At 45.9% G+C, this 14174-nt stretch carries 13 protein-coding genes and 2 pseudogenes; 5 read left to right on the top strand and 10 right to left on the bottom strand.

Annotation, left to right across the window (positions count from 1 at the left end; genetic code table 11):
• The 5 genes and pseudogenes from QUB39_RS29330 to QUB39_RS29350 form a co-directional block, all read left to right on the top strand.
• A pseudogene (locus QUB39_RS29330) lies at positions 1-257 on the top strand (ISAs1 family transposase); the annotation flags it as partial.
• A 147-nt stretch (positions 258-404) separates the two neighbouring features.
• Positions 405-1541, top strand: a complete 1137-nt coding sequence (locus QUB39_RS29335) for a protein kinase domain-containing protein (RefSeq protein ID WP_333240926.1) — start codon at positions 405-407, stop codon at positions 1539-1541.
• A 282-nt stretch (positions 1542-1823) separates the two neighbouring features.
• On the top strand, positions 1824-2336 hold the full coding sequence (locus tag QUB39_RS29340) for an inorganic diphosphatase (protein ID WP_006634582.1): 513 nt from the start codon (positions 1824-1826) through the stop codon (positions 2334-2336).
• Positions 2337-2853: 517 nt separating this feature from the next.
• Complete coding sequence (locus tag QUB39_RS29345) at positions 2854-3762, top strand: MBL fold metallo-hydrolase (protein WP_333053496.1); 909 nt, start codon at positions 2854-2856, stop codon at positions 3760-3762.
• 20 nt (positions 3763-3782) lie between these two features.
• A complete protein-coding gene (locus QUB39_RS29350) occupies positions 3783-4349 on the top strand; it encodes a diheme cytochrome C (RefSeq protein ID WP_333053495.1) in 567 nt (188 codons plus the stop codon).
• A 188-nt stretch (positions 4350-4537) separates the two neighbouring features.
• On the opposite strand, the gene QUB39_RS29355 is transcribed toward QUB39_RS29350, so the two are convergent.
• The 10 genes and pseudogenes from QUB39_RS29355 to QUB39_RS29400 form a co-directional block, all read right to left on the bottom strand.
• Positions 4538-4831 (bottom strand): hypothetical protein, encoded by a 294-nt coding sequence (locus QUB39_RS29355; RefSeq protein WP_333053494.1) that lies wholly within the window; start codon positions 4829-4831, stop codon positions 4538-4540.
• Between the two features lie 234 nt (positions 4832-5065).
• Complete coding sequence (locus QUB39_RS29360) at positions 5066-5284, bottom strand: hypothetical protein (RefSeq protein ID WP_333053492.1); 219 nt, start codon at positions 5282-5284, stop codon at positions 5066-5068.
• Between the two features lie 137 nt (positions 5285-5421).
• Entirely contained in the window at positions 5422-5982 is a 561-nt protein-coding gene (locus QUB39_RS29365) for a Uma2 family endonuclease (RefSeq protein WP_333053490.1), read from the bottom strand.
• A 46-nt stretch (positions 5983-6028) separates the two neighbouring features.
• Positions 6029-6460 carry a phosphodiester glycosidase family protein gene (locus QUB39_RS29370; protein ID WP_333212736.1) on the bottom strand — a complete coding sequence of 144 codons (432 nt, stop codon included), beginning with the start codon at positions 6458-6460 and terminating at the stop codon, positions 6029-6031.
• Between the two features lie 81 nt (positions 6461-6541).
• Positions 6542-7336 carry a hypothetical protein gene (locus QUB39_RS29375; RefSeq protein WP_333212734.1) on the bottom strand — a complete coding sequence of 265 codons (795 nt, stop codon included), beginning with the start codon at positions 7334-7336 and terminating at the stop codon, positions 6542-6544.
• A gap of 440 nt (positions 7337-7776) precedes the next feature.
• Positions 7777-10902, bottom strand: coding sequence for a phosphoenolpyruvate carboxylase (ppc, locus tag QUB39_RS29380; RefSeq protein ID WP_333053486.1), 3126 nt, complete (start codon positions 10900-10902; stop codon positions 7777-7779).
• 418 nt (positions 10903-11320) lie between these two features.
• A complete protein-coding gene (locus QUB39_RS29385; RefSeq protein ID WP_333053485.1) occupies positions 11321-11545 on the bottom strand; it encodes a hypothetical protein in 225 nt (74 codons plus the stop codon).
• Positions 11546-11648: 103 nt separating this feature from the next.
• Positions 11649-11873 (bottom strand): hypothetical protein, encoded by a 225-nt coding sequence (locus QUB39_RS29390; RefSeq protein WP_333053484.1) that lies wholly within the window; start codon positions 11871-11873, stop codon positions 11649-11651.
• 221 nt (positions 11874-12094) lie between these two features.
• Positions 12095-12901, bottom strand: coding sequence for a hypothetical protein (locus QUB39_RS29395; protein ID WP_333212731.1), 807 nt, complete (start codon positions 12899-12901; stop codon positions 12095-12097).
• A pseudogene (locus tag QUB39_RS29400) lies at positions 12894-13893 on the bottom strand (IS630 family transposase). The gene QUB39_RS29395 and the pseudogene QUB39_RS29400 overlap by 8 nt, the downstream one beginning before the upstream one ends.
• Between the last annotated feature and the right edge of the window lie 281 nt (positions 13894-14174).

A 14174-nucleotide genomic window follows, 5' to 3' on the forward strand; every position in this document is an offset into this window, starting at 1 on the left:
CGAGAAGATTTCTCAAGCAATTCGCAGTCATTGGGGTATTGAAAATAGCTTACATTGGACATTGGATGTTACTTTTTGTGAAGACAAGAGTCGGATTCGTAAAGATAATTCTCCGGAAAACTTTGCTCTTCTACGTCGCGAGTGCCATCAATTTACTGAAACAAGAAAAAGGATTTAAAGGAAGCTTAAAAATGAAGCGGTATCTGGCGGGAATGGATAATAATTATTTAGTCCAAATCTTAAACTCTGCCAGTTAACGCTCGAAAACTCAAACAGATTCCCGCTCTAAATTGATTCAGCTTCGAGAATTCAGAAGTTCTTAAAGCTCGATTTTTACTGGGTTAATTCCATCGGATTTAAGATTTTTAAGAAGGATTTTTCCAGAAAAAGACTCACGCACAAATATGATTTTCTGTCAACTTAATTTAGATGCGTTTACCCTGCCTGTGATTCACCGGGACATTAAACCCAGCAATATTTTACTGCACGGCAGATCCGCCCACACTGTCGGACAAGTTTATTTAGTTGATTTCGGTTCGGTGCAGAACCAAGCTGCAAAATTTGGCGGTACAATTACAGTAGTAGGAACCTACGGATATATGGCACCGGAACAATTTGGCGGGCGCTCGGTTCCGGCTTCTGACCTCTATGGTTTAGGTGCAACTTTAATTTATTTGGTAACCGGTTTGCATCCTACTGAACTGTCGCATCAGGATTTGAAAATTCAATTTGCCGATCGGGTACCGCAGCTCAATCCTAATTTAATAGATTGGCTGGAGTGGATGACAGAACCAAGTTTTTCCAAACGGTTATCTTCGGCTAGGGAAGCATGGCGAGGGCTTAAAAATCCCCGCCCGATCAACAAAAATCCTATGGTGGTGCTGCAGCCACAAGGCAGCGATATTAAACTTACAAAAAAATCGGAATTTATAGAAATTGTAATTCCGCCCAAAGGCATCGATTTTGGTTTAATTGCCACGCTTTCGGCTCTGGTATCTGCGAGTCCTGTCTCATTTATAGCAAGGGATATGTTGAGCGATGCGTTAAATATAAATTCCCAATTTTTTATAATAATATCAGGAAGTTTGTTATGTATGGCAGGACTAAAGTTGATATTTGCACTATTTCGGGAAAGGCGTCTCAGAATCGATCGGCAGCAAATCTCCCAGACAAGCAATCTGCTGGGGTTGAGATGGAATCATGCCAAGCCATCTCCCAGGAAGGAGATTGGCCAGTTGAAAATTCAACAACGTGAATATAGAAACAGCGGTATTGGTGTAAAAGTTATGATTTTTGCTTTATCAATAGCTACAGGGTTATATAAAACGGCATCATTACTTATGCAGAAGAGCTACTCGGAAGTGAGATTAGGGAAAGTCTATCAGATGATAGTTCAAGCAGGCAAGCACAAATATCAGTTAGGAGAGAAGGAGGGACTAAGTGAATCAGAAATCAAGTGGTTAGCAACAGAACTGAGCCAGTGGTTGGGTTTGAAAATTAAAATAATTTTGACAGACGGTAAACAGAATAAATGGTTCTGAAAATATCTCCTTTGCCAAAACAAAGCTTTGCGCCCTCAACCTGTGGGATGGGCGTCCCGCCCGTCCCCTCTCTCTTGTGTGGGATGGGCGTCCCGCCCGTCCCCTCTCTCTTGTGTGGGATGGGCGTCCCGCCCGTCGAGTGTATTCCCCCAGCCGGCGACACACTCCCCCGCTTTCGGTCAATCTCATGCAGCCGAAAGGCCCGATCGCCCGTAAAATGCTATCAAAGGGATTTGGCAAGTAGCACTCATCCCAATCATCTGTTAACTTGGAGATATTGTTGTGGACTTATCGCTAATTCCGGCACAGCCGAAACCAGGACTGCTCAACGTCCTCATCGAAATTACCGCCGGTAGCAAAAACAAGTACGAATTTGATAAAGACTTACAAGCCTTTGCTCTCGATCGGGTGCTTTCTTCCTCAGTCCAATATCCGTGCGACTACGGCTTCATACCCAATACCTTAGCCGATGATGGCGACCCCCTCGACGGCATGGTGATGATGGATGAGCCCACATTTCCAGGGTGCATAATCGCAGCCCGTCCGATCGGAATGCTGGAAATGATCGACGGAGGTGACAGGGACGAAAAACTTTTGTGCGTTCCCGACAAAGACCCCCGCTATGCTCACTATAAGTCCCTCAAAGACGTAGCCCCCCACCGCTTGGACGAAATAGCCGAATTTTTTAGAACCTACAAAAATTTGGAGAAAAAAGTCACGGAAATTCTGGGTTGGCAAGATGTCGATCAAGTCATGCCCTTAGTGGAAAAGTGCATCGCAGCCGATCGCAAATAAGCCCCTAGCCCGCACTCCTCGACTGCAACCCGACTAAAAACTCAGGGGGCCGAACATAAAGCGATCGCTGCACGTCTAGGGATGCAGTCGAGGAACGGGTAGCTAGAATGTCAAATCAGTCGTGAATGCCGACTCACCGGAACAGCATTCCTCAAAACCGCGCCCCGCCCCCAATCTTGAAAAAAATACTACTCCTAGAGTAAGATGAAGCGCAAATTCTACCCCAGAGGAATGCGTTCTACGTTTGAGGAAGTTTTACCCTAACACTTAGAGCGATCGGCGCTATCTTAATCTCAGAACACAGAACACGGCGGGCTGCCCGGATGATGCAACAAATCATCTCTCAAGCGTGACATCTCCTACACGAATCGGTAAGGTTGAGAATTCTAACAGCCCAAGTATTAGGCACTCGAATAGTTTCCCGATCGAGGGCTTTATTATAGTACAGATTGCTAAAAACTAAAAAGTAAAAACTAAGATTTCAACTCCCAAGTTCCAGCCCCCAAAACTAAAAAAAATGCCAGATTCCGCACCCTCTCTACCCAATCCACAGCCTTCCGATCGCCAAGCCACTATGGAAAATAGTCCTTTGACCGAGTTTGTCGTTCAGTTTTGGGGCGTGCGGGGCAGCATCGCCACCCCCGGCAGCAAAACACTTCGCTACGGAGGGAACACCTCCTGTGTAGAAATGCGCTTGGGCAAAAAACGCCTGATTTTTGACGGCGGTACGGGCCTGCGAGTTCTGGGCCTCAATCTGCTGCGGCAAATGCCGGTGGAAGCCCATATGTTTTTCAGCCACACTCACTGGGATCACATTCAAGGCTTTCCGTTCTTTACTCCCGCCTTTATCCCAGGGAACTGTTTTCACATTTACGGTGCGATCGCCCCCAACGGCACTACAATCAAACACCGTCTTGCCGACCAAATGGTGCACCCCAATTTTCCCGTCCCCATCCAGGTGATGCAGTCAGACCTCAAATTCAACGATTTGACGCCTGGGGATATTATCGAACTCGACGATGTGAAAATAGAAACGGCACTGCTGAACCATCCCAACACCGCGATCGGATATCGAGTCACTTGGGAGGGACACACAGCCGTCTACTGCACCGATACAGAACATTTTCCCGATCGGCTGGACGACAACGTGTTACACCTAGCTCGCAACGCCGACGTGTTGATTTACGACGCCAACTACACCAACGAAGAGTATTACGACTTCAAAACCCCGAAAGTCGGCTGGGGACACTCGACTTGGCAAGCAGGAGTAGAAATAGCCAAAGCTGCTGGAGTCAAAAAAATCGTGATGTTTCACCACGATCCGGGTCACGATGACAATTTTCTCGATCGTACAGAAGCAGAGGTGCAGGCAGCGTTCGCCAATAGCTGCTTAGCCCGCGAAGGCATGAGCATACCAGTAATTTAACCAAAAATAAATTCAGAATTATGAAACAGGAAAAACCCCGCAAACGTCGCAGAGTAGGGTTGCGGGGGCTTTACTCAACGTTGCTAGTGTTGATAATTATCTGCTGTACCTGCGGCGGATGGGTTGCAGCTCAGACTGCCTACTCTCGCACTCCCGCGCGACTTGCTCAGGTTTCTTCGATCGAGGATACTGGTACGGTCGATCGAATTCCCGAAAACTACCAACTCGGACAGCAACTGTACCTAGAAAACTGCGCCACCTGTCACATCGCTTTACCGCCCCAAGTATTACCTACAGAAACTTGGCGCCGGTTGCTGCAAGATCCCCAACACTACGGACAAACCATCAAACTGCTAGTAGACCCGCCCCGCCTGTTAGTCTGGAACTACCTGCAAACTTTTTCTCGTCCCCAAGCCAAAGACGAAGAAATCGCCTATCGAGTCGCCAGTTCTCGCTATTTCAAAGCTTTGCACCCCAAAGTCAAAATGTCACAACCCGCAAATATCAGCAGTTGCGTTACTTGTCACCCCGGCGCATCTCAATACAATTTCCGCAAGCTTACCGCCGAGTGGGAAAACTCTCCGTAGGGAATGCAGGAATTATCCACAAACTATTGAGTAGGGAGGTTATGCGAGCAGTTTGTGGATTGGGTGTATCGCCCGAATGAGGATGATGAGATTTTAGACCAACCGGAGGCAATTGATACGGCGACACCCGCGACGAGCCGCATCAAAGCAGGAAACTTTTAACATCCACAGACCAAAACCCTACACCATTACCATCCATCCTCACGTTCTTCTTGCAGAACATACTCAGGCCGAAACGATTCAGGCCATGAGTTCAAATTATCGCAGTCAATGTTTGGCTCAAAGGGGAACAGGTTAACCCGCTTGGGTTCGCCGTCCACAACTTCCTCAATTGTGAAGGACGCTTCAACTTCCTCAATTGTGAAGGACGCTTCGTAGAAAATGGGCTTGAGATAACGTTGGGGAATATAAGCGTAAACTATGGCTTCGGGGTCGTGTTCTGCCAAAGCCTCCATCAACTCTTTTACGGTCATGCTTTCCATGTATGCTCCTTCCTCAAATTACCCGCTAAAGTAACAGAAAATCTTTGCTTTTCCCAACTTGCCCCTAATTGCACCCCAACATTATAGGGCAAAACATTAACACTAGCTCCTCTATCCTGTAACCCCATAACCTCAACAGAACGATTTTGATAAGTTAGTGTTAAAGGCAGATACGGAACATCACCTAAAACACCAAATTTATTTCGTTTAGGTTGAAAATAATATTACCTCCCCTTAAATATTTTGAGTTGGCTTATTTTCTGTTTCTACTAACTGCATCAATTGCTCTGCTGCACTATTAGACGTATGCACTGAATACATAATTTCGGCAGCTTCATTACCCATTACAATTCCTTCTTCTTTCGCCAATTCAGCGATTAAAAACTGCATAATTTGAAATTTATCAGCAGGGGATAACTGCCGAAGTTGGTCTAATAATTCAAGATTTGACATAAAACGCCATTGAATTCATTTTTCAATCTTACCACGACCTTGAGGTTTAAACCACTCCCAAACATCTTGGTTTTAACTCTTTATCTGCGTCCATCTGCGTTTATCGGCTCCATCTGCGGTTAAAGCTCAAACACAAACTAAACAGGCAAAAACAGTTCGGAAAAACTAATTTCAATTTCAGGAAAAGCTAGCATTCTAATCGCAGCATTATCCGCAACAACTATCTCAGATTGATAGCCTCCCGGTGCCGGATTCCGGTAAATATATGCCTCGCGCGCCGCTACATCTAAAATCCAATATTCAGGGATATTTGCTCTAGAATAAATCGGGGCTTTTTCCCGGCGGTCAATTTGTAATGTCGCGTAAGAAACTTCAATTAACAGCAAGATTTCGCTAGGATTTGGGTGATGGTCGCTATAAGCACCCGGATCGAGACAAACAACTGCTATATCTGGTTCCGGTTCCGAAGTTGCTAAAGTAATTGGCAACTGCATCCGAACGTGAGCTTGTCCGGCAAGTAGTTGTTTGATATAATCGGACGATCGCTGGGTTGTAGCAGCATGGGGTGGAGTTTGTGCGCTCATTTCAACAATTCTCCCATCTAGCAGTTCAATCTTATCACCTTCAGTGAGAATGCCAGCTTCAATCATGCGGTGATATTCTTCTACTGTCCAGATTTTTTCTCTTGTTGCTGTCATAATCTGTGCCTGCAAAAGCTTATGTCATATTATAGCAATGGCTAATTCAATCAAAAAACACTGATTTGTCCGGTGTTGGTCGAGAGCCCTTTTGAAAGCGTTCCCAAGACTGTTTTAACTCAGCCGGCGCCGGATATTCTTTATCGTAAACCACCAGCACATTCGTCAAATTCCGTCCCGGTGGCAATAAAATCTCCCCTTGATGAGCCAAAGCCACCGAAGCGCCCCCATCCAAATTCATCGCTTCAAAACAGCCGTAGCACGGGCGAGGGCGGGACGCCATCGCCCGCATAACTTTAGCTTCTGCTTCCAAAGACAAACTATCAAGAAAAGTCACCAAAAATAACTTATCTCTCGAAGCCGGAAAGCTGATCGCCGTTCTCGAACCCACGCCCAAAACACCAGCATCTTTAAAACCTTCCGACAAAGGAGACAGCCAAACTTTCCCCGCTTTAACCAATCTCGGCCCGCAAGTCAATCGATTTTAGATTTTAGATTTTAGATTTTAGATTGACTTGCGCGAGATAAATGCTCTTTCTTGAGGATTTTCGATTTTCGATTAAAGAATTGATTCCACGGATAAATCACGTGGCGGGTACCACATGAAGAAATTCTTGGTCAGAGAAAACCAATGTTGACTCCAATCCGGCTTACCTTCAGTTCTAGCCGTCACCATTTCCAATTGATTTCCCGCTTTAATTCCCAAAGTCGTGCCGTAATTTTCCCAGCGGCTATATTTCATAAACTTACCCGCCGCCACCATATTTCCCAGCACAGATTTCTGCTCATCTTTACCAAAAAAAGTCCCGTTAGCAACAACAGCAGCCCGGTAACGCGCCACCATATTTTCAAAAGGTTCGTCGCCCCGCGTTACTTTAGAAGTATTAGCAAAATCGGCATTATTAGCTAACCCTATTGTGATATAATTTTCTGGGTCGGCGAGGTCAATAGTTGTGAGATAAAAACTTGCGCCAGCTACATTTTTGCTGCTGACTTCTACAGGTTTTGCTTGCTTAGCAGAACGTTTTTTGATAATTTTAGGTTGAGACGGCTGCACAGCAGGAGGATTTTCGGGCGATTTTACAATAGGATTACTCGGCAGAGGTTGATTTGTTTTTGCCGATTTTACAATGGGATTGCTAGGGAGAGGTTTAGGAGTTTGATTTGATTGTATACTTGATAAAAAAGCGAGTGACTTTTGCCACAGTTGACCCATGAGAGTCAAGAAACTATCTCGGTTTTGGGCGATCGCAAAATAGTCAGCCGCCACCCGCGCCAAAGCTATGCCCGTTAAAAATAAAAAAGTGCGCCGCAGCATCGGGCGACAACCTTGAGACTGTTTCCGTTTAGACATAAAAAAATCTCAGCTAGCATAGCGAACAGTTTCCTATGGCTGTGACTATACAGCCTCTTCGGTGGTTCATGAAGTACACTATAAAGCTATATTGTGTGGTGTTAATCTGTAGGGTGCGTCGCGGCGAAATATTGGTCGATAAAACTTACAGATTGACGGGTGTATCCGCACCTTACACGGGCTAGAAGATTGTGTGTACCACATCTACATGGAATATGCTGTAGCAATCCTTGCAGGAGTCGTAAAAAGATGTAGGGGTAGTGTTAAGAGTGCCTACCCCGGTCTCATGGGGGCAACCACGGGGGGTTTGCCCCTACAAGAATTACACAAATGATGCGAGGATTGCTATACAATGGGCGATCGCCCGAATTCTGAAACTAACAGTAGCAAGGTGCTCTATCGCGCACCTTACCACTAATTCACAACTCAAAACTATTTGCCTAGCCGGTATTCCGCATCCCCGCAGCAATTCCATTAATCGTCAGCAGAGCTCCCCGCAACAATTCACCCTTGCTGTAACGCGAGTGAATCACCCCCGGAACCCCGCCACTACCATGCTGCCGCAAGCGTTTCAGCAGCGAAACCTGCAACAAACCCAAAGGCACAATCGTCGCATTTCGCAACTGCACCGATCGCTGCAGCGATGGATCTTCGTCCAACAAACGTTGGTGTCCGGTAATCGTTAAAACCAAATCGCGAATCAAGTGAAATTCGGCAGCAATTTGATCGAATAAAGCCTTAAAACGCTCCCTGTCCGCTGGCAAAGCTAACTCCTGCACGTAGTGTTCTGCAATCTGCAAATCCACCTTAGATAAAGTCATTTCCACCTTAGAAATTACCATTCTAAAAAACGGCCATTTCAAGTAGAAATACTGCAAAAGTTTCATGTGTTCTTCCGGTTCCTCCAGCAAAAACTCTTGCAAAGCTGTGCCGACACCGTACCAAGAAGGCAGCAAAAAGCGGCTTTGAGTCCAGCTAAACACCCACGGAATTGCTCGCAAACCGCTGATGTCTTTTTTACCACCGCGACGGGCCGGGCGAGAACTAATTTGCAACTGGCTGATTTCTTGAATGGGGGTAACTTGGTGGAAGAAATCAACTAAATCCGGCTGTTCGTAGATTAAATTGCGGTAGTGCGATCGCGATTTTACCGACAACTCCTCCATAATCTCATTCCAAGGGTCGATGCCATCAAAACCAGTGTGCAGCAAACTCGCTTGAATTACCGCCGCCGCCACAGTTTCCAAATTGTAAAGCGCCAACTCCGGCAAAGAATATTTAGAAGCCAAAACCTCGCCTTGTTCAGTAATCTTAATTCGCCCGTTAATACTCTTTCCAGGCTGAGCCAAAATTGCCTTGTAAGCAGGCCCACCACCGCGCCCTACAGAACCGCCTCTGCCGTGAAAAATTCGCAACTCCACACCGTGTTTTTCCGCAACCATTTGCAAAGCCTTTTGAGCTTTGTGGATTTCCCAATTGCTGCTGAGGAAACCAGAATCTTTATTGCTGTCCGAATAGCCCAGCATTACCTCTTGCAATTTGAGATTTTCGATGGGGCATTTGAGATTTTCGGCGTTTTTTACCGCTAGTTCCTGCGCGTATCCTCCTGCTAGCAAAGCTCGATAAAGCGGCAGATCAAATATTTTTTGCATTACTTCCGGCGCTTTTTTCAAATCTTCCACCGTTTCAAACAGGGGAACTACTTGAATGTTGCTAATTCCTGTTGCGGGATCGTAAAGTCCCGCTTCTTTTGCTAACAGCAAAACCGCCAGCAAATCGCTGACATCGTGGCTCATGCTGATGACGTAAGTTTGGCAAATTTCCGAGCCAAACTCCTGCTGCATTTGCCGCAATATTCGGAAGGTATTGATCGTCTCGCAAGTTTTGGGAGAAAAGGGCAATTCTGCTGGAATTAAAGGGCGGCGAGTTTGCAGTTCCGTTGCCAGCCAAATAATGCGATCGCATTCCGACATTTGATTGTAAGGCTTGGGCAAAATTTGCAAGTATTCAGCAATTTCCCTTAAAGCGTCCGAGTGTACTGTTGACTCTTGGCGAATATCTAGGTAAGCCAAATTAAACCCGTAAATTTCTACTTGGCAGAGCAGATTTTCCAAGTCCCGACAGCTCAAACCTGTTTCCACTAAATTGTGTTCGATGAGCTTGAGTTCGGCTAAAAACTCAGCCCCCGATCGATAAAGGCCGGTCATTCCGGGATGTTCCGACAAAGCTTCGCGTTCCCGCTGCAATTCGTCTCCTTTGTAGAGCCGCCAATTACGATCGCGCGTATTTTCCAGCCGCTGCAGCACGTAGGCCAGCTTCAACCGATAAGGTTCTTGGCGGTAGCGGATTGCCCACTGCTCGTAAACCTCCGGGAATTCCGATTTGTCGCGATCGAGAGATTCCAGCAATTCCGGCAGCACATCGCTCCAGTGCAGCGACAAACTCAAAAGTTCGTTTAGCCGTTTCACCGCGCTGATGTACTTCTCTAGCACCAAGTGGCGCTGATAGCAAGCAGTTTGCCAAGTAACTTTCGGAGTCACCGAAGGATTGCCGTCCCTGTCCGATCCCACCCAAGAACCGAACTTGCAAAAATTGTAACTAGGCGGTTTCAGATAAGGGTAAGAAGCGTGCAAAGCTTGCTTTAAGCGGTGGTAGAGTTCGGGAATAGCATCAAACAGAACTTCCTCGAAGTAGTGGAGAGTGTACTCCACCTCGTCAAGTACAGTCGGCTTGAACTGGTGCAGTTCGTCAGTGCGCCACCAGAGGCGAATTTCTTCCATCAGTTGCTCTTGGAGAGCCGCTGCTTCCCAGCAAGACACCGGGTAGGGGCTTTGAGAGTCGGTTCCGATCACCTGAAATTTCTCGTCAACTTGGTCTAGCTGTTGGAGAATCTTCGCCATTCGTCGCTGTTTGGTGCGGATCGTGTGGCGAACAATTTCCGTCGGGTGAGCTGTAAATACCAAGCGGATGTCTAACTGATCGATCAAGCGCTGGATTTGCTGGCTGGGCACGTTCAAGCGCAGCAGCATCGGGAACAGTTGGTGAAAAGTTCCCGCATCTCGGGCGATCGTCTCGCCGCTGTCTGCACCGCGAGGAGCCATTTGGGCGGGGACTGGGCCTTCCCGGTGGCGGGGGCGATCGGGGGCATCCGTTGCTTGTCCTGGCAGCTTAGAAAACATCCGCCCACCAGCGTCGTTGCTGCTAGCGTAAGCTAGCTGTTGGTCTCGCTGTTCGTAGTGCTGTTCGACAATGTTGATCAACTGGAAATACAGTGCAAAAGCCCTAGCGGCGCGGATGGCGGCGTTGAGGTCGAGCTTTTCGATTAGCTGTACGACATTCGACTCGCGAAAGTGAGTGGCTTGTCCCTCGGCGGAATTGACCGATCGCATTTGTTGGAGCAAATCCACCAATTCCTGCCCGCACTCCTGTCGCAGCACCGATTCCCACAAGTCCTCTACAACTTTGAGGCGATTTCGTAGAAACAGGTCTGATTTTGAGTAAGCGGGAAAAGGGGAAATAGATGTTGCATCAATAGCCTGTTCTGAAGACTGGAGGACTGAACTCATCGGGCTGTTCCTCAATAGCTGCGGGTGTCAAGAAAATTGTATGGTTTAGTTTCGCCTAAAACACTTTTGTTTGCAGTCAAATTTGAGACTTATTGCAACGTTAAAAGTAGAAGGCACTTATGTACAAAGTATAAGGAAAGATTAATTCTTACAGCACGGATTGTACCTATTGTCAAGCTTTCAGGTCAGTTAACTTGCGATTTTAGATTTTAGACGATCGGCGTGAGACGTTCGGCCAGAAGTCAGTTGAGTCGCGCTAAGTCGAACACTTTTAGATTTACTTCAAAGATGAACCTGGGATGTTGAACTAGGGTCGAAAATTTTTATCTGTCCCCGACAGGAGTACGTGGCACCGTATCCGTTTTTGGGCGGGGTCACAAAATTTAACTTCTAGCAGCAGCATCCTTCCTTGGGCTTTCTAATCCTGTGATTGAGGAAAGTTGAGTACGGGAAGGCGCGAACCCCGAAAGACTTCTTCGCTTTCAACGCCGATCGACGCAACAAACTCAGCAGCAGCTTTAGCCACCACCAGCCCGCCCAGCATGGGTAAAGCGACCAAGCTCAATAAAATGTCTGAGGGAACTGGCAACTTTGGACTGTTAGGTGTTTGAGTTTTGAGCAAGTCTTGGTTTTCCGACGGCATAAATCTTTCCTGCGTATTCTGTTATCCCTAGTTTACAAGCTAGGGCGGGTTTTCTTGCCTCGTTGTATCCTAGATTGGGGCGAGATCCGTGTTCATCCAAGAATTAGTGCCGTGTCATCGCAGGCCAGACAGGGCTGCGTGCTGATATCCCCTGAAGATGTGACACAAAAATGAGAGGATACGATCGCTCGCCCCCAGGATCGAGAGCCCGATCGAAGGCGCGTACAAAAGTTCGATCGCCCCCAGAATCGATCGCACAGTTCGATCGGCGGCGGCAAAGTCGATCGCCCTTCCTTGTGAAACTATCGATAATAATTTGATTGCACAAAATAGCTCTCCTGCAAAGTCGATCGACTGAAAGGAAATTGTATCCTGTGTACGATCGTTAATCTACGGTCTTATCAGGAGTGGTGGCTTCCGTCAATTGCACTCTCATCTAAAGTAGAAAAGTCAAGTAACTGTAGTTTAGACTAAAAAATCAGTGCAGCTAAAAGTAGCAGCCTTTTAGCAGAAGGCAAGCTGTTGCTCAAAAACTCAAGAGGTAGAAGATTAAACAGCTAATCTTGAAGACTTTTTCCGTCGAGAAACCCGTTTTTTAACAGTGGGATAGCACGATGCCTTAGTACGTACCTTTCCTTTTTCCCAGCCGGGGGCTTTTCCCCTATGTTTAGGGATTTTTGTAGGAGTACCAATGTCAACTAAAACCGAAAACATTGATTGGGCAACACGTCCAGGAGTTAAATTAATCGTAGCAGATTGCCAAGGAAGTCGATTTTCCAGAACTAAATCCCTAGCCAGCCAGAGTTGCCAACTCCGGGGCGGCATTAAATCGCTCCAGCGCTCTGATTGTTCGGGAGTTCTCAAGTTAGGCAATGTCCAATGTAATCGTTGCTTAACAAATCTATACCAATGATCGACTCCAAAGCGTCGTAAATACTTAAACCAGACTGTTTCTAAGGGTAGAGTTCGTTCTCCCACCCAAGCCAACCACAAGGGTGGAAACGGCTGACCGTTTGACATGGGCTTCATTCTTTCCACGAGGATTAAATTTACTCTCTGTTCAGGCGCACGATAAAAATGTAAGTCAAGCCATTGCTTGACTCGGACTTGCCCCAACTCTGGATGTTCGTCAATTTCAATCACAGCATCCGCTTCGAGCCATGTGGTTTGGTCACCCGGCCTCATTTTTTGCCCGTGCTTGCGTGGTCTGCCGCGACCACTATATGCTGGTGGTGCTGACCAAAAACAGGCATTCTTTCGGAGTCGCATTAAGCAATCAGCTTGAATGGAAGCTTGCGCTAGTACCCAACCAGCATTGCCATATTCTCGATCTAAAACTGCTAAGTAGCTAGACAAAATTAATTACATAGTTTTCTCCAAATTCTTTCAGGATTTTTTCCACAGATGTAACAAAAGTTCCCCAACTCTTGTAAGCAGATATTTCAATCCATTCATACTTAATAAACCGCCATAAAATTTCAATTAAATTTAATTCAGGTGAGTAAGAAGGCAACTCAAAAAGAGTAATATTACGTTGTTTCTACTCTTCAAGTTTGTCAACAATAGCATCACTGGTATGAATAGAAGCTTGATCTGTGACAATCACCGTTGGCTTATCTACTGTGGGGAAAAAAGCATCAATACAGGCAATAACCACATCTGAATTAATACTTTGAGAGGAAATATAAGTTTCAAGATGGTTATTTCGATTCATGATTCCTAGTACATTCATTCGCTGACTACGACGACTAGGAATTGTTAAATATTCTCCGATTTCCTGCCAGCCATAGGGGACACAAGGAATCAAACAAAATCCCGTTTCATCCAAGTAATATAAATCAATTTTACCTTGAGCGTCCAATTGCTTTAATTCTTCTAATTGTGCCTTTTTCTCTTGATATTCCTGGGCGGGAGGCGTTCCTCCCACTCCTTTACGCATACGATGCCAACTCATATTTAGAGTTTTTAGTATTCTTTTAATTGTTTTTGTACTGGGAGTTATGCCCCAGGTCTCTTGAACTTTTTGGCTAACATTTTTTAATTGCCTTGGTTCTTGTTTAGCCCACTCTTTTATTTGGGCTTTCTGCGAAGACTTAAATAGTGGCTTAGAACCTCTTCCTGGTTTATTATAAAGTCCTATCATTCCCTCTAATTCCCACCGATTGAACCAGTTATAGAGGGTCTTATAACTTATTTTGAAAATATTCATTAACTCTCCTTTTTTTACTCCTTGCGAAGCTAATATGAGGCAATGTGCTCTCTGACGTACCTGATGATGTCGGCTTTGGCGATAAATTCGAGTCGAGCAATTTAGACGAAAGAGGATTTATTTCCCTGATAAACATCATATGAAATTCTAATTAACTCATAATTTTGCCTGAAATATCATTCTACTATGTATTTGTGTAATTAATTCTGTCTAATTACTTAAGACTGGATTGATGCTCTGTTCACAAACAAGTTTGAGTTGGGAAGCTGCTTTTTCTATTGGCGAAGACCAACTACTAATTCGTTCATGTAGTAGGGGTAATGCCCAACTTCCTTCTGCTTCGGGTAGTTAGAGTCGATAGGGGCATTTCTACCCCTACCTCTCCTTCAGAACGGAACGTGAAACTTTCGCTTCATTCCG

The organism is Microcoleus sp. AT8-B5, from assembly GCF_036705565.1.
In the GTDB taxonomy this organism is placed as follows: Bacteria; Cyanobacteriota; Cyanobacteriia; order Cyanobacteriales; family Microcoleaceae; genus Microcoleus.